We start from the raw sequence: 15,903 nt of genomic DNA, 5'->3' as shown, positions 1-15,903 counted from the left end.
GCGTTTCTTGTGACTGTAATCAAGATCGGCAAAACTCGTTTGGTGTGGCATGGCGTATTTAGAAGGTCGTTAATAAATCTATTATCTCAACAAACCTCGGGATTTGTTCAGCGGTTCCCTAGAATGTGGCACTCATGCCCACTTGTGCGCTAAAACCCGGTTCAGGCGCAAAATTCCGCAAAAAAGAAGTCGAATTCCTGATGGTCATATTCGTCATATTCGATAGCTTAGCGAAGAACAGGATTTTTCTATGCTCAGACATCTTCCAGTCGTAAGACAGATCCAGGTCTAATCGATGGTAGCTTGGCGTTTCGGTTTCCAAAATTCCGGGTCTGTTTTGTTCCAGCGCATGGGTGTAACGTAACCCGCTGCGCCATTGTGTCCATTGGACTCCTATTTCACCACCGAATCGCAAGGGCGGAAGTCTTGGCACATCGCCCAAAGCATCATTCTGAAACCAGCCCCGCACATAATCAGAAAATAGCGTTAGACGGGGATTGACGGGTAAGCCCAAGCGCGGATGAGCGGTAATTTCAGCTTCGTAACCGGCAAAGTTTGCGGTGTTGGCCTGATACCCGAAAACCGGCAAGCAATTTCTTAAATTCGCGCACGTCAATTGGAAACGCGGCGGATCGGGTGCGAAATTAAAGAAGAAGCCCTGGTTTTCCAAATAGATAAAGTCTTGTATCGATTTGTAATAACCATTGGTATGAAAGGAAATATGCCTGCCGGTATAGCGTAAACCTAATTCGTAGTGATTGGTTTGCTCAGCGTTGAGATTAAGGCGGCCGATTTCGTAGCTGCGGATATCAAAATGCGGCCCTGCTGCAAACAGTTCTTGCGCATCGGGCGCCCGCTGCGCTCGCTGCCAATTCAAATACAATGCAGTTTGCGGCAGAACTTCATAATTTAAGCTCGCAACCAGTGAGTAAGTCAGATAATTCAATTCATTGGGCAAGGGTAATGCGCCCGAAACGCCTGCTAATTTAATTTCATCACTTTTAGGCGTCGTGGTTTGATTTTCGATGCGTGCCCCCATTTCAAGGTTGAGGCGATCGGTAATAAAGACCGTTTCAGTGATGAAGAATCCTAAGGAATCAATAGTGGCGGCTGGAGTGAACGTTTCGATTCCTGTCGCGGCAAAAGTGCGATTCTGCCATTGCATGCCAAATGTGCCATCGAGCCACCCTCCCCGCTGATGATTCATTTCTAAGCGCGATTCCCACACCGAATTCTTAAACCGGGTTAACGATGAAGTTCTATCGGCCACACTATGATCATAATGTTTATGATCGTAATCAATGTAGCTCAGTTTTGCTTTCACCTTGGGTAATGCTGGCCAATAGGTTTTCCACAGGCCGTCTAAATCATAACGGCGTTGTGACATATCAATCCTGATGGCTTCTTGATCGATTTTTCCCACCTCGCTGTGACCTGGAACCCCGGGTGGAATACCATAATTTCTGGTCATCTCATGATAACTCCCGCCCACATGACCATGCTTACCGATCAGCGATATGCCGGCCGAGCCGCCCTGACTGCTGGAATGGCTATTTTGGATGACGTGCTTACTGTTGGTACTCGGATCCACTTGGAATTGTTGCCGGATTGCTGCTTCGTCTAAAGCAGTTCCCGGAATATGTGTGTTATTGGAAGAGCGCTGAAAATAGTCGACATGGATTGCAAACATTCCCTTGCCCACATCCAATCCGAACATCCCGGCCTTATCGGTGGAATTATGGTCATAACGGAAATCCATCCGGCCAGCAACGCCATTGAGTGGAACCTTTTCCGGTATGCGCTGATGCTTAATCTCAACCATACCGCCAATCGCATGGCCGCCATAGCGCAGCGTGGCAGGCCCTCTTAACACCGTTATGCTGTCCGCCAGCATGGTTTCAAAAGCGACTGCAAGATCGGGACTCAACGCGGAAAGGTCATGTGCGCCTATCCCATTTTGCATGATTCTGACGCGCGGGCCGCTCATGCCACGAATGACCGGTTGACCGACGCCAGGCCCATAGGACAGATTGCTGACTCCCAATTCACGTTCCAGTGTTTTGCCAAGCGTTTCACCGGTGTGAATGCGGAGTTCCCGGCTTTCCAGCTTTTGGATTGGATCAGCCGATGTAGAACTCGCTTCAATGGTCATTGTTTCAAATTTGACCGGCTCTGGCGGAATAGTAGCACTAGGCTTGGGCTGCGCAGGATTCGGCTGGTTTTCCGCTGGTGATTTTTTTTGCGCGTTCTGATCGTTTGCGAAGGCGGAATTGAAAAAAACAATCATCAACGCAGGCAAAAAAATACAGCGGAAACCCATAGGCAAAACCTGCATTAAAGTCCCGCCAAGTCATAAAAAGTTTCTATTGAACCCTGCTCAGCGATATCGCCTAGAATTCCACCAGCCGTATAAATTTTGCCGTCTTTACTGCCCACGCACACGGAATTGTCATAACAGCGGGCATAGTATCCGGAGATAAAACGGCTTTCGGCAGCATGCGGGAATAGTTCTTTCATCTCTGATTCCGCCCAATCAAACAGTGCATCCATGCGCTGGTAATCATTCAATGAGACTTCCGGCGATACTTTCAACGCTTCGGAAAGCGCCAATGGATCGAACTTGGCTTGGGCATTGATATGAAAAACCAATGCAAATGGAACAGAGGGTTTATAGAGTATGCGCTCGCCTGATTCATCGACACCCGCAATACTGATGAAGGCCATATAAGCGCCATCATCCGGTAAAGATCCGTCCTCTTTCCGGATCCGGAAAATCGGATGGGCTTCGAAACTGCTCTTGTTCGTCAAACTATCGATGATTCCTTGTAATCCACTCCCTTCTTTATCAGTGACTACGTTATCATCCGCTAAACGGCTGATTACTAGCTGCTCAGCAAAGCCTTCTTTCAACCATTGTGATTGCTCACTTGACCATTTCAACAAGGTGCTTTCGGTTTGATAGCCGACTAGGCCGCCTTGGTCAAAACCTAAGCCCGTAAATCCGGAATCTCCCATGCGATAAGGCGTTAATGAATCGGCAAATGAGATGACGAATGCCTTGTGGTCACCCAGCGCTCTTCCCTGACGCTGGATATCGACTTCAATTTTTCCATCGCGCCATGCAAATGCCATGTTCGGTTCACCTTCATGCGCCATCGCCATGGTGCTGAAAAAAAGTAAAAGCGATCCTATACAAATAGTTTTAATCAAAAGATACTCCGGTAATTTTTCAAGAAAGGATTCGTGATGCGAATCTATAAAAACGTTGCTGCCTTTGAGAGAGGAATTCCGGTTTCCATCAGAACTCCCGATTGACGTAATTTGATACTCGTTTATTGTTGTAATGGCTGCGAAAAACCTGTTTCCGGATCAGAAGAACCTTCAAATCAATTCAAGATTGCCACGACTATTGAACCGATCTTATTAAAATAGGAAATGAAGATCAATGCGGCAAAATGCCGCATAAGCCATGCTTATCAAGCGTGATGACAGGTCCGGATGAATCAAGACACACTGGAGAAATGGTAGCGAAGAAGCGATATACAAAGGAATACAAATTAGACACGATTGGAATCGACTCTTCCGCCACCGGCATTGGATATGGGTTTTCCCGCACTGGACCGGTTGTTGATGGAAACCGTGCTGCGGTTCGATACGATTATCGATGGCTGATGATCCGAAATGAAGCCAGAACGGACGCGCGGAATACAACACTCAACCGTAACAACGCCACTTTGATGCGCTATTCACCGCTAGGTAGCGGCGATCTTCCAACACACACTACTTGGCGATGGTGATACTCGGCACGCCGACGCGCGGAATGTCGGTGACGGTCATTTGGAACAGTAGGAATAATAACTGAAAGGCGTCGCGGTTCCAGCGCGCGTAAGGTCCCGTGGTATTCACCGCGTAGTAGCGGCCATCCCAGCGGATGGAAAGATCGACATCCCGGGGGCGCCAATCGGAAACGGTGAATTCCATGGTCAGGTCGGGATTTTCGTTATTGAGGATCGCTGGTGTTCTGGGATCTTTTTCGACGTGATAGCCAAGTTCTTCGCCGAGCGCTTTGCCGAGAAAACCGAGTATCGAGTGGAAGCTTCTGAGCCGGAACACGCCGCTCATCGCCCAGTCCCCGCCATAATGCCCGGCGCGGATATCAAACGCGATGTCGCTGCTATTTCCGTCCTCCACTTGCTGGCGCAAGGTTTCGCGTTCTTCGTCGGACAAGATGTTAGGGTCGTAATTGGTGATCAGAATCGGTCCGGCGATGTGTTTCCGCAACGTGTAGGTATTGTCTTGCGGATTGTAGCGCACGCTGAATTCCTTTTGCAGCGACTGAAAACCATCCGCCGTGATGGCGCTGGCCGGGATATGCCAGGTATTGATCAGTGTCAAAGGTTCGGCGTACAGCTGGTTGTGGTCCTGAATCGATGATAAATGCAGCACCACGCGGCGGAACATTTCATAACCGGCTTTATCCACTGGGCTATTGCGATACACACCATTGTACCGGTTCGTTTGCAGCATGCGCACTTCCTGCGCCATCATGCGCAGCAGCAAGTCAACGTCGAAGCGCTGGCGCAACAACAATGTCAGCTTGTTTTGCGGAAACGGCGTCAGCAGCCGCTTGGTGAATTCCTCCCCTTCGATCGGCACGATGCTGATGGTCGGGCTTTCCGCCATGCCGCCGCCGAAAATCGGCGATATCACGGCACCGGCTAGCCCGCCCGGCGATGGCGTGGCGCCCGCACTCGCCTGGAAATTGAAAGTTGCGGCGATGTTGGATACGCCGGTGAAATGAATCGGCTGGCGGTGATGCGCACGCACGATATTGATCAGCAACTGCTGCGACACCGCATCGGTAACGGCGTCATCGTACGCAAGCACGGCGCGGTTCAGCGCCATCGGCGAAAAGCAGCCCGTGAGCGTAATCAGGATAAACAGGCACAGCAATAATCGCGGCAAACGGTTTTGCTGTGCTGGATGCGCGTTTTCAGAGTTCACCAATCATCTCGCTATCTAAAGTAGGCCTTTTCGATACAACGCGCACAGATCCATCGTCAGCGCGACGCTACAGTGAATCATAACACCCAGCCAGATACTTTTGCTCTTTAAGCTCAGGAATCCTAAAACGACGCCCGCGATGATCGCCGCGATCGTTTCCGGCATCGGTTTGCCGAAATGGATCATGCAATACGGGATCACCATCACGAAAATGGCGTAAAACCCGAAACGGTGCTTGGTGCCGTGCAGAATAAAGCCGCGGAAGAAGAATTCCAATGCAAGAAATTGCAGGAAATACACGATTTCCCAGAGGAAGAAATTGGGAAACAGGCTTTCATCGTTGGCCACCGTGTAAAACGGGTAGCGCGCAAGAAAGCTCTCGTTCCCGGAAAAATAAAATACCAGCGGCACCATGATCGCCAGCATGCCGAGATACAGGGGATATCCTTGACCGGCGTTCTTCAGCTGCAATCCGTATTCCGTCAGATTTTCCTTGAATACCAGCAGAATAATGCATGCCGGGAAAACGAAGTAAAAGAAAATAACTACCGACGCCCAGTAAATCAGCTGGTGTAATTGTGCGTTGGCATGATGCTGCAGGAGATTATCCGCCGCTTGCGCCAATCCGGTCAGATTCAAATCCCGCAAAATACTGATCAGATAGTACGCATCGCCCAGATAGCGCGTACAAGTAAGGGAGAAAGCAACGATCAGGCATACCAGCACCACTTTCACATCGAGCTTACGGATGTTTGCCTGCAATGACCGTAACGAACTGGCTTCCGACTTCAGAAATACAAAAGAAAAAAGTTTTTTATTGATCATCTTTAATCTATAAACCAAGGAAATGAACCGGAAATACTGTTAAAAGCCTTCCCTGGCTTAGTTTTCCAATAAAATCCGGGCAAATGATTGGTTAACTCTTTGTGAATGTTGCAGATTAAAAGCTTCGCACCGGTCCATCGTGAAGCAGGGTTTTGGAACATGCCGTAAAAAACCGGAACTAGTAATATTCCTGTCTGGCGAGGCTTTCAAAACACGTGTATTGGCCCAGGAAAGCCAAATCGACTTTGCCGATCGGGCCGTTACGCTGTTTGCCGATGATGATCTCGGCGATACCTTTGTCGGGTGAGTCAGGGTTATACACTTCGTCGCGGTAAATGAACAAAATCACGTCGGCATCTTGTTCGATTGCGCCAGATTCGCGTAAATCCGACATCACCGGGCGTTTATTGGGGCGTTGTTCCAAGCTGCGGTTCAACTGCGATAACGCGATCACCGGCACTTTCAGTTCCTTCGCCAGACCCTTCAATGCGCGCGATATTTCCGAAATCTCCGTGGCGCGGTTTTCCCCTTGGCCGGTGGACGACATCAATTGCAAGTAATCGACCACGATCAAACCCAGCTCTCCGTACTGACGGTACAGCCTTCTGGCACGCGCTCTGAGTTCCAAGGCATTCAGCGCGGCGGTTTCATCGATGTAAAGCGGCGCTTCGTTCAGTTTTCCCAGTGCATGCGTGAGTTTCGGCCAATCGTCGTCGTCCAGCCGTCCGGTGCGCACTTTGTGCTGATCGAGCCTGCCGACCGACCCCAGCATCCGCATGGCCAGCTGCGCGCCGCCCATTTCCATACTGAATACCGCCACCGGCTTATTTAATTCCAGCGCGACATTTTCAGCGATATTGAGTGAAAACGCGGTTTTACCCATCGACGGACGTCCCGCGACGATGATCAGGTCGCCCGGCTGAAACCCGGAAGTCTTTTGGTCGAGATCGTGAAAACCGGAGGCGATGCCGGTGACATTGCTGGGATTATCCTGGCTGTAGAGCAGTTCGATTCGTTCCACTACTTGCTTCAACAGCGGCTGAATACCGACGAACCCTTCCTTGCCGCGCGCGCCTTCTTCGGCGATTTCAAACACCTTGGCTTCCGCTTCGTCGAGTAAATCCGCCGCGGAACGTCCCGCCGGGTTGTACGCAGAATCGGTGATCTGCACCCCAACTTGCGCCAGGTAGCGCATGATGGAACGTTCCCGGACGATTTCGGCGTAGCGCTTGATATTCGCCGCCGATGGCGTGTTTTGCACGATGGTGCCGATGTACGCGAGACCGCCGACAGTTTGCAGCTCCGCCGATGTCTCCAGGGATTCCGCCACGGTAATGACATCCGCCGGTTTGTTATGCTCGATCAGCTTACAAATGTGGTGATAAATCAGGCGGTGATCGTGGCGGTAAAAATCGCCGTCGGTGATGATGTCAGCGACTTTTTCCCAGGCGTTATTATCCAGCATGAGTCCACCCAGCACCGATTGCTCGCTTTCTATCGAATGCGGCGGTGTTTTATAGGGATCGAGAAACTGCTCTTGATGAAGACTGATCGGTGATTGTGCCATAGGATCCGGAAACACCATTGAAGGAGAATTGATTTTATCACTTGCTGACCGGCAAATGAAAAAGGACTACCGAAATAGTCCTTTTAAAAATGTAACGACCTGAAAACAGGGTATTACATCGCTGCTTCACCCAATACCGATACGGTGATATTGGCCGTCACATCGCTGTTTAGCGCAATGGTCATCGGATAATCGCCAACCTGTTTCAACTGGCCATTCGGCATGCGAATCATGGCGCGTTCCACGGTAAAACCGAGTGCGGCCAGCGCTTCAGCGATATTGGCATTGGTTACCGAGCCGAACAATTTTCCATCGCTACCGGCTTTTTGCGTAATTTGCACCAGCAATCCTTCGAGTTTCACAGCAACCGCTTGCGCTGCCGCCAGAACGGCCGCTTGTTTTTTCTCCAGTTCCGCACGTTTCAATTGGAACTCTGCAATGGCCTGTTCGGTTGCACGTCTTGCCTTGCCTTGCGGAATCAGATAATTCCGTGCAAAACCACTCTTGACGTTCACAACATCACCCAATTGCCCTAAATTCGTAATTTTTTCCATCAAAATAATTTGCATCGTAATTACTCCTTAGTGACGATCGGTGTAAGGCAATAATGCCAGAAAACGCGCATGCTCAATCGCGGTGCTCAGCTGACGCTGGTAGAAGGAAGTCGTGCCGGTAATACGCGCCGGGATGATCTTGCCATTTTCACTGACAAAATCCTTCAGGATTTCAATGTCTTTATAGTCCACATGCTTGATGCCTTCCGCGGTGAAACGGCAGAATTTCTTGCGCTTGAATAGCGGGCGGTTGGCTTTCTTTTCTCTTTCTTTATCTTTGCTGTCTTTGCGTCTGCTGGTAAAACGTGCCATGTTAATTCCTGTTATCTGATTAAATAAGTTCGATATGTTCTGCGTGCAAAACCAATTGTTGGCTCATGTAACTCTTTCTGTTGAGAAATCCGCTCAGCTTGACCATGCTGTCAAGCTTAAACCCGGCGATCGTCAGAGCTAATTGGCCCAATGCAACGGCCAGAATATCCAATATTATTTGCCGAACTACACCTGCTTCCTTTTGCTTCGACACATGATTGATCGTAAATTCAATCACGGCCACACCAGCCGGTGTGTAGCGTAAAACGCCCAGTTTGACAATTTTTCCACAAATAATGGTGCGATTACATTCCAATTGCAATGTGTTTACGCAGGGGTGCTGGATTCATCCGGCGCGTCGTCGGTCTCGAGTTCTTCAGCCACCGCTTCGGTAGTGCTCAAACCTACGGCGCGAGATCTTTCCTCTTGACGCATCATCGCTGATGGTTCTGTAATCGGACCGTCGACCTTGATGGTTAAATGCCGCAGCACGGCGTCGCTGAATTTGAAAGCATGATCCAAGTCATCCAGCGCTTCTTGATTGCATTCGATATTCATCAGCACATAGTGCGCTTTGTGAACTTTCTGAATCAGATAGGCAAGCTGACGGCGCCCCCAATCTTCCACGCGATGAACCTTGCCATCTTTCGCGGTTACAATGCCGCGGTAGCGCTCGATCATTGCAGGTACTTGTTCACTTTGATCAGGATGAACAATAAAAACGATTTCGTAATGTCGCATAATTTCCTTTTGGGTAAAGCCTCCCACGACTTTCATGTGGTGAGACAAGGTTGAAAAGGCGGTAATTTTACTGAATTATTAAGGCAATATCAATTACTGTTCAAATAATTGCGATTCTGTTATTCGCCTCACGGCTGAACTGGTAAAATTCACCTGCTGCGCGCAGGAATTCATCCTTTGCTATAATCCCTTCCGTCACAATTAAACGATAGTAAGTACAAACAAAGAGTTAAAACCGATGCTGCTGATGATAGACAACTACGATTCCTTTACCTACAACTTGGTGCAATATTTTTCCGAGCTGGGGGAAAAGGTTGCGGTATACCGGAACGACGAAATCACACTGGATAAAATCGCGCAATTGAATCCCGAGCGGATCGTCATTTCTCCAGGCCCGTGCACGCCCAATGAAGCGGGGGTATCGTTGGCAGTGATCAATCAGTTCAGTCAAAACATTCCGGTATTGGGTGTCTGTCTGGGACATCAAAGCATCGGGCAGGCGTTTGGCGGACGGGTAGTTCATGCAAAACAACTGATGCACGGCAAAACATCGCCGATTTTTCATCACGACACCGGTGTTTTCCGCGGCTTGCCCAATCCATTCACCGCCACCCGTTACCATTCCCTGGTCGTTGAACGTGCAACACTGCCGGATTGCCTTGAAATCACCGCTTGGACCGAGGACGGCGAAATCATGGGGATCCGTCACAAAACTCTCGCCATCGAGGGCATTCAATTTCATCCCGAATCCATCTTGAGCGAGCATGGACATCAAATGCTCGAGAACTTTCTCCACCGGCAATAAATCCGCTCGACTAAAGGTGATTGAATGACGCCACAAGAAGCACTCCAGCGCATTACTGCGCATCAGGAAATAATGCACGATGACATGGTTTCCTTGATGCGTCAGATCATGCAAGGAGATATCTCGCCCGTTCTAATTGCCGCGATCATTACCGGTCTCCGGGTAAAAAAAGAAACGGTCGGGGAAATTACCGCAGCGGCGCAAGTAATGCTTGAATTTGCCAGCCAAGTCGCCGTTCCCGATCACACGCATTTGGTAGATACTTGCGGCACGGGTGGAGACTCCTTGCACACATTCAATATTTCCACGGCAGCAGCATTTGTCGCCGCGGCGGCTGGCGCGCGTGTCGCTAAACATGGCGGCCGGTCGGTTTCGAGCAAATCAGGCAGCGCGGATGTGCTGGAAGCGCTCGGTATCAATCTCAACCAAACACCGCTACAGGTTGCGCAAAGTGTCGATGAGATCGGCGTCGGTTTCATGTTTGCACCCAATTACCATGCGGCCATGAAACATGCTGCACCGGTCCGGCGTGAACTCGGTATCAAAACATTATTCAACATCCTCGGCCCGCTAACCAATCCCGCCAACGCCAAAAGGCAAGTTCTAGGCGTGTTCAATGCCGATTTGGTCAAAACCCTGGCGCTTGTGCTGCAACGGCTGGGCAGCGAACATGTGCTGATTGTGCATGGCAGCGATGGATTGGATGAAATCACCATCACAGGCGAAACAAGCATCGGTGAATTGAAGAATGGTCAAGTAGCCGTTTATACCGTCAGACCGGAAGATTTCAATTTGAAATCATCAGCAATCGAAGCTATCCAGGTTACCGATAGCGCCGATGCCAAAACCATGTTGCTTTCGGTCTTGGAAAATACCACCGGACCGGCACGCGATATCGTGCTGATGAATGCCGGCGCGGCGATATATGCCGCCGGAATTGCGGATACGCTCGAACAGGGAATCAAAGCCGCGCTACGCGCCATCGAAAGCGGTGCTGCGTTAAAGAAACTTCACGACTTGGTGGAATTCACCCACAGAAATTCTGTATAAGATCACAATGTCCGACATTCTAAAAAAAATCCTCACCGTCAAAAAACAAGAGATCAGCGCTGCCAAAGCATTGAAATCTTATGCAACATTAAGCCAGGAAGCCCAATCTGCGCCACCGCCGCGCGATTTTGCGGCAGCGATAACGAGCAAAATTGAAGCCGGACAACCAGCTGTCATTGCCGAAATCAAACAAGCCAGCCCCAGCAAGGGGATATTGCGTGGTCGTTCCACCGGAGGAAGTACGCCGTCGTTTGAGTTCATTCCGGCAGAAATAGCACAAACGTATGCGCAACATGGCGCAGCGTGCTTATCGGTATTGACGGATCGACAATTCTTTATGGGAAGTCCCGGCTACTTGCAAGCCGCTCGCGCCGCATGCCCGCTGCCGGTTTTGCGTAAGGATTTCATCCTGGATGAATACCAGATCGCCGAAGCGCGCGCTATGGGTGCCGATTGTATTTTATTGATCGTAAGTGCATTCATCATGGAATTTGGCGCCGGATCCAGTAATGCCGCCGATAATGCCTTGCAACAAATGATTGCACTCGAGAAATTGTCCCACTCGCTGGGCATGGCGGTTTTAGTCGAAGTTCACGATGCGGCCGAATTGCAACTGGCGTTGCAGCTGACCACTCCGCTCATCGGCATCAATAACCGTAATCTGCGGACTTTTGAAACTTCCCTCGATACAACGCTGGCGTTACTTGACCACATCCCATCCGAGCGGATTGTGATTACCGAAAGCGGCATCCATACTCCCGCAGATGTTGCCCGCATGCGATCGCATCACGTCAATGCCTTCCTGGTCGGAGAAGCTTTTATGCGCGCAGAAGATCCCGGCATTGAATTAGCACGATTATTTTTCTAAATCTTTATTGCCATTGCCAATACGCTAGCGTCACAAGAGTCTCGCTGCTCCAATTCACAGCGAGGAGGCATAGTGCATTGTTTCCTCAAGATTTATCTATAGGTGTCGTAGAAAATTTCTGACGTATCTCATTCAGGAGTTCAAAATGCTACAACAACATCAAAGAAAATTATCGGATTGGGTTAATTTTCTTACAACAGCTGAAATTCCTGTTCTCAAACAGACAGCTCGCAACCTCGCCATACTCCAACAAGACGAGCAACATCTCAACGCGCGCAGTTTCGCTCATGTCGTAAAAAACGACCCGCTAATGACCGTAAAGCTGCTGCGTTATATGCAGCAGCATAAACACCGGACTCAAGAACATGATGTGATGGAAGTCGAGCAAATCATTTTGATGCTCGGCCTTGAAGCGGCGCTGAACAAGATACCTGCCAAGCCTCTGGTTGAAGATATTTTGACACGCAACAACATGAATGCACTGGTCTATTTACTAAAAACCACTCACCGCGCAAATATTGCCTCTACCTATGCTTTTGACTGGGCAGTCCGTTTGCATGATTTACATTTTGCAGAAATCCGTCTAGCGGCATTACTACACGATATCGCCGAAATGCTCATGTGGTGCTTTTCCCCCGCGGAAATGCTGAAAATAAAACAGCTACAAAAACAAAACAAAGCACTTCGCAGCACCGCCGCACAGGAAAAAGTGCTCGGCTTCACTTTGTATCAACTCCAGCTGGAACTTGCAATTAAATGGAAATTACCAGAATTATTAATCACCCTCATGGACGACAATAATTCAAACTTACAAAGAGTGCGTAATGTGGTACTAGCGGTAAATTTAGCCCGGCATTCCGCTAATGGATGGGATGACGCTGCCTTACCGGACGACTATGAAGATATTGCCAAACTTCTGCATCTGCAAGCAGGCGACATCATGACCATCGTAGGCGCCAGTAAACACTCCGAAGATGCGAGTCATCTCGCATGAATCCATTCTAAAAAGGGAAATTGGTGCCGACACCAAGAATCGAACTCGGGACCTTCTGATTACAAAACTTATTTACAAATTTCAGTTACATATAAATCAATCACTTACAATGCTTGCCAAGCATAAAAACTGTCTCACACAACCACAAACGGTGGCACTTACAGACTAGTTTGGCACAAATTTGACACAGTCAATTCCGCATCATATTTCGTTCTCGCATAACGATGTTCCTTTGATCGATGTTCCTTTGATAACTACCATTAACACAAAATACCTAAGATCATTCTTCCCAAGGATTGATGACGGGCACTCCGGCAGCGACAAAAGGCGCAGTATCTCGCGTCGCTATGGTGAATCCATGTACGACTGCGATTGCGGCAATCTGACCGTCTGCCACAGAGATGGGGCGACCGTTAGTCCTAGCTCGACCGACTATAGACGCATATGCTATCGCTGCCTGTTGATCGAATGATAGTATGCGCGCTCCAAAAAGTCTCTCCATCAGTTTCCTCAATGCGGCATCAAGTCCTTCTTTACGCTTTCCATTTGGCAGGATTTCAATGCCGACCAGCAATTCGGAAAGGCTTGTTGCTGTCAGATACAGTGTCTCGGCTGTTTGCCGATCAAGCCAAGCTTGAACGGCGGGATTGCCGTTGGGTTTCATTGGCTCGGATATGACATTCGTATCCAGAACGATCATTCGAACACTGCTGGTTCAGTCGGCGTCTGATCACGAGTGTCATTAAAATCAAGCCCCCCAATGGATTGCCCAAAAGCAGCGAGTTCAGATCCGATTTTGACACGCGTCCTAGGACGCACTGCCTCTTCCAGAATTTCCCGGATTTCAGCTTCGGTGCTACGTCCATGCTGAGCAGCACGCAGCTTAAGCGCGCGATGCGTTTCTTCGGGCAAATTGCGAACAGTAACAACAGACATTTGACTTCACTCCTTATTATGTGAAATCAATGATAGCATACATTCACAAATGACATCAATTCATGATGTGCGCTCATTCAGAGCGATGGAACGGAGTTATTCGAAACTAGAGTCTGTTCGTGTCGTTCATTTAAACCTGAACCAACACATCATCGAAAAACTGACCAAAAGGAGGCTAATTCAGGGCTTAAAGAAGCAGCGTAAATTATATGCCTCTATACCATTTTCAGTAATAATATGGTGAAGCACAGGAGAATCTTCCAAATTTGCATAATTAATGGCAACTAAAGAAAGCTCTGAATAAGTGTAGAATAGCATTCAGATTATAAGAGACGTGTTGTTTTTTAGCCATATGTGCGCACCTCACTTAAGTCATATGAATTTGAGCCAATAGCCATTGAACGCACTCTTAAGCAAAGGTTTTTTCTTAATATGAATCAATCAGAAGGGCAGAGCTTTAGTTTTCTGGTGACTGGACTGGAGTACTGTAATTTTCACTGCCACGGTTTAACATAGGTCAGATCGAAGACTAAATTCCCATTAGGAATTATTTGTTTAAACTGTGCAACATAAGTTGATTGATTACCATTTTCATGGTCTTTTTTAATGGCTGGAATTTCTAATATACCTGTATCTAACGAATAGTAAGGAATGTCATTAGGATAAGAATTATCAGCTAAAGATAATTCCTCAAGCTGAGTTACATGATACTGAGGAAAGTCTTTATCTGCAGTAATTCTTTCCATTCGAACAGAATATATTTTGCTAGCAACATCTCGCCCTTCAACACGCACATAAGGCAGCTTTACGGCATCTTCCTGCTCGATCATTGCATGTTCACCTAATTCGTAGCCATCACTTAGTGTTCTCAGAAAAACCACAATATCATCCACTTCTTGATCAGACAAACCCAAATCACCTAACTCCTCAGTGTTCATAGTCGCTGCAATTTCGGGTTTAGCCCATTTTCCATCGGTATCTCGCGTGTTATAAAAATCAACCACCTCTTTTAAGCTAGTAAAAACACCGTTATGCATGTAAGGTGCTGTTTTGGCAATATTGCGCAAGGAAGATACTTTAAATTTACCATTATCTGCGCCGGCTTCAGCGTTCGGATTGTCTTTAACCGTTTTGCCTAAACCAATATCAACAAACTCTGCCCCTTTAATTTTTAAAATTTTCTGATTAGAAGGAACGCCTAAATTATCGTACGTGAAATCTGTAAATAAAGGCGGTTTCCCATCAACAGGTCTGCTAGGATGGCAGGCCGCACAATTTCCTTTATTTTCAGCCTCAAAAAGCTGCAATCCACGCTCTTCTTGTTCTGATAATTTCACCACACCAGCCAAGTAAAAGTCATACTTTGATGTAAAAGGATTAAGAATTGCACTGCGCTCAAAGCTTGCTAAAGCAGCAGCAACATAATCATAGGCTTTATCAACATCATCTAGTGCATCCTGCCCAAAAACCAGCTTAAATTCGTCAACATACGAAGCATTTCTTATTTTCTCAATCACGCTGGCTTTATCCGGATTATTCATCTCATCCGGATTAAGAAAAGGTTTCTTTGCCTGCGCTTCTAAAGAAGATTCTCGTCCATCTAAAAACTGACCGCCGATAAATAAGCCCTCTTCAGGATTGAAATGAAAAGCGGGTATAAACGCTGTGTACATTACAATCGGTGTGTTAATAGTGCCTGTTTTCCCTTCCACCACACCTCTTGAAACAGGTAAATCTAAAATAGGATCTGAAAAAGCTGTTTTAGGATCGTGACAACTAGAACATGCTTGCCCCGGTGGATTCGATAAATTGGTATCAAAGAATATTTTGTGCCCTAGCGATTGCATAATTGGAAGATTTCTAATTTGTTCAAAACTTAGATTAGATTCATTTGCAAACACGTGCGTAATAATTAGTACAGTCATGCAGCTCACGATCGGCGCTGCAATTAGAAATCGGAAATACATGGCAATGACTCAATATTAGTAATAGAAAGCACAAGTTTAATACGAATGATAATTGTTATCAATAACATTGGTTAAATAACTTGATAGTTTTGGAGACTTAGGATTGTTCACGTTTTCAGTGCAGCAAATGATGCCTGGAATACTCCACTTAGCTTAGAGATATTTGTTCAATGCGGTTGAGTGGGTTAGTGGGTTAGTGGGTTAGTGGGTTAGTGGGTTAGTGGGTTAGTGGGTTAGTGGGTTAGTGGGTTAGTGGGTTAGTGGGTTAGTGGGTTAGTGG

Annotated in this window: 16 protein-coding genes; 4 read left to right on the top strand and 12 right to left on the bottom strand. The window is 47.8% G+C overall.

Translation table 11 applies throughout. The features are described 5' to 3' along the window. Positions 1-118 precede the first annotated feature (118 nt). The 9 genes from DU481_RS14485 to rpsF form a co-directional block, all read right to left on the bottom strand. Positions 119-2,320 carry a TonB-dependent receptor gene (locus DU481_RS14485; protein ID WP_350135657.1) on the bottom strand — a complete coding sequence of 734 codons (2,202 nt, stop codon included), beginning with the start codon at positions 2,318-2,320 and terminating at the stop codon, positions 119-121. A gap of 14 nt (positions 2,321-2,334) precedes the next feature. Next, positions 2,335-3,210 carry a hypothetical protein gene (locus tag DU481_RS14480; RefSeq protein WP_350135655.1) on the bottom strand — a complete coding sequence of 292 codons (876 nt, stop codon included), beginning with the start codon at positions 3,208-3,210 and terminating at the stop codon, positions 2,335-2,337. Between the two features lie 570 nt (positions 3,211-3,780). Continuing rightward, complete coding sequence (locus tag DU481_RS14475) at positions 3,781-5,004, bottom strand: hypothetical protein (protein ID WP_350135653.1); 1,224 nt, start codon at positions 5,002-5,004, stop codon at positions 3,781-3,783. Between the two features lie 15 nt (positions 5,005-5,019). Then, complete coding sequence (locus tag DU481_RS14470) at positions 5,020-5,829, bottom strand: CPBP family glutamic-type intramembrane protease (protein WP_350135651.1); 810 nt, start codon at positions 5,827-5,829, stop codon at positions 5,020-5,022. Positions 5,830-6,007: 178 nt separating this feature from the next. Beyond that, entirely contained in the window at positions 6,008-7,396 is a 1,389-nt protein-coding gene (dnaB, locus tag DU481_RS14465) for a replicative DNA helicase (protein WP_090318115.1), read from the bottom strand. A gap of 113 nt (positions 7,397-7,509) precedes the next feature. Beyond that, on the bottom strand, positions 7,510-7,965 hold the full coding sequence (rplI, locus tag DU481_RS14460; protein ID WP_350135649.1) for a 50S ribosomal protein L9: 456 nt from the start codon (positions 7,963-7,965) through the stop codon (positions 7,510-7,512). 12 nt (positions 7,966-7,977) lie between these two features. Beyond that, positions 7,978-8,262 carry a 30S ribosomal protein S18 gene (gene rpsR / locus DU481_RS14455; protein ID WP_090318030.1) on the bottom strand — a complete coding sequence of 95 codons (285 nt, stop codon included), beginning with the start codon at positions 8,260-8,262 and terminating at the stop codon, positions 7,978-7,980. A 19-nt stretch (positions 8,263-8,281) separates the two neighbouring features. After that, positions 8,282-8,578, bottom strand: coding sequence for a primosomal replication protein N (gene priB / locus DU481_RS14450; protein WP_350135647.1), 297 nt, complete (start codon positions 8,576-8,578; stop codon positions 8,282-8,284). 11 nt (positions 8,579-8,589) lie between these two features. Continuing rightward, positions 8,590-9,003, bottom strand: coding sequence for a 30S ribosomal protein S6 (gene rpsF, locus DU481_RS14445; protein WP_350135645.1), 414 nt, complete (start codon positions 9,001-9,003; stop codon positions 8,590-8,592). A gap of 238 nt (positions 9,004-9,241) precedes the next feature. Between rpsF and DU481_RS14440 the strand changes: the two genes are divergently transcribed. From DU481_RS14440 to DU481_RS14425, 4 genes are all read left to right on the top strand, one after another. Then, positions 9,242-9,808: an anthranilate synthase component II gene (locus DU481_RS14440; RefSeq protein WP_121167200.1), complete on the top strand. Its 567-nt coding sequence runs from the start codon at positions 9,242-9,244 to the stop codon at positions 9,806-9,808. A gap of 24 nt (positions 9,809-9,832) precedes the next feature. Then, positions 9,833-10,858 (top strand): anthranilate phosphoribosyltransferase, encoded by a 1,026-nt coding sequence (gene trpD / locus DU481_RS14435; protein WP_350135643.1) that lies wholly within the window; start codon positions 9,833-9,835, stop codon positions 10,856-10,858. 7 nt (positions 10,859-10,865) lie between these two features. Beyond that, positions 10,866-11,726 (top strand): indole-3-glycerol phosphate synthase TrpC, encoded by an 861-nt coding sequence (gene trpC, locus DU481_RS14430; RefSeq protein ID WP_350135641.1) that lies wholly within the window; start codon positions 10,866-10,868, stop codon positions 11,724-11,726. 145 nt (positions 11,727-11,871) lie between these two features. Next, positions 11,872-12,720 carry an HDOD domain-containing protein gene (locus tag DU481_RS14425; protein ID WP_350135639.1) on the top strand — a complete coding sequence of 283 codons (849 nt, stop codon included), beginning with the start codon at positions 11,872-11,874 and terminating at the stop codon, positions 12,718-12,720. Between the two features lie 280 nt (positions 12,721-13,000). Here the strand turns inward: DU481_RS14425 and DU481_RS14420 are convergent, their stop codons facing one another. From DU481_RS14420 to DU481_RS14410, 3 genes are all read right to left on the bottom strand, one after another. Continuing rightward, on the bottom strand, positions 13,001-13,420 hold the full coding sequence (locus tag DU481_RS14420; protein ID WP_350135637.1) for a type II toxin-antitoxin system VapC family toxin: 420 nt from the start codon (positions 13,418-13,420) through the stop codon (positions 13,001-13,003). Continuing rightward, complete coding sequence (locus DU481_RS14415) at positions 13,417-13,656, bottom strand: FitA-like ribbon-helix-helix domain-containing protein (protein ID WP_107801830.1); 240 nt, start codon at positions 13,654-13,656, stop codon at positions 13,417-13,419. The genes DU481_RS14420 and DU481_RS14415 overlap by 4 nt, the downstream gene beginning before the upstream one ends. Before the next feature lie 494 nt (positions 13,657-14,150). After that, positions 14,151-15,581, bottom strand: a complete 1,431-nt coding sequence (locus DU481_RS14410; protein ID WP_350135635.1) for a cytochrome-c peroxidase — start codon at positions 15,579-15,581, stop codon at positions 14,151-14,153. Positions 15,582-15,903 lie beyond the last annotated feature (322 nt).

Origin of the sequence: Nitrosomonas sp., assembly GCF_040240425.1 — a bacterium.
Classification (GTDB): domain Bacteria; phylum Pseudomonadota; class Gammaproteobacteria; order Burkholderiales; family Nitrosomonadaceae; genus Nitrosomonas.
The sequence above is the reverse complement of the archived record's forward strand: the minus strand, read 5'-3'. Positions and strand labels throughout refer to the sequence as shown.

Coding starts and splice junctions, on each gene's coding strand:
- DU481_RS14485 (WP_350135657.1), bottom strand. CDS start 2,320: ATGGGTTTCCGCTGTATTTTTTTGCCTGCGTTGATGATTGTTTTTTTC.
- DU481_RS14470 (WP_350135651.1), bottom strand. CDS start 5,829: ATGATCAATAAAAAACTTTTTTCTTTTGTATTTCTGAAGTCGGAAGCC.
- dnaB (WP_090318115.1), bottom strand. CDS start 7,396: ATGGCACAATCACCGATCAGTCTTCATCAAGAGCAGTTTCTCGATCCC.
- rplI (WP_350135649.1), bottom strand. CDS start 7,965: ATGCAAATTATTTTGATGGAAAAAATTACGAATTTAGGGCAATTGGGT.
- rpsR (WP_090318030.1), bottom strand. CDS start 8,262: ATGGCACGTTTTACCAGCAGACGCAAAGACAGCAAAGATAAAGAAAGA.
- rpsF (WP_350135645.1), bottom strand. CDS start 9,003: ATGCGACATTACGAAATCGTTTTTATTGTTCATCCTGATCAAAGTGAA.
- DU481_RS14440 (WP_121167200.1), top strand. CDS start 9,242: ATGCTGCTGATGATAGACAACTACGATTCCTTTACCTACAACTTGGTG.
- trpD (WP_350135643.1), top strand. CDS start 9,833: ATGACGCCACAAGAAGCACTCCAGCGCATTACTGCGCATCAGGAAATA.
- trpC (WP_350135641.1), top strand. CDS start 10,866: ATGTCCGACATTCTAAAAAAAATCCTCACCGTCAAAAAACAAGAGATC.
- DU481_RS14425 (WP_350135639.1), top strand. CDS start 11,872: ATGCTACAACAACATCAAAGAAAATTATCGGATTGGGTTAATTTTCTT.
- DU481_RS14420 (WP_350135637.1), bottom strand. CDS start 13,420: ATGATCGTTCTGGATACGAATGTCATATCCGAGCCAATGAAACCCAAC.
- DU481_RS14415 (WP_107801830.1), bottom strand. CDS start 13,656: ATGTCTGTTGTTACTGTTCGCAATTTGCCCGAAGAAACGCATCGCGCG.
- DU481_RS14410 (WP_350135635.1), bottom strand. CDS start 15,581: ATGACTGTACTAATTATTACGCACGTGTTTGCAAATGAATCTAATCTA.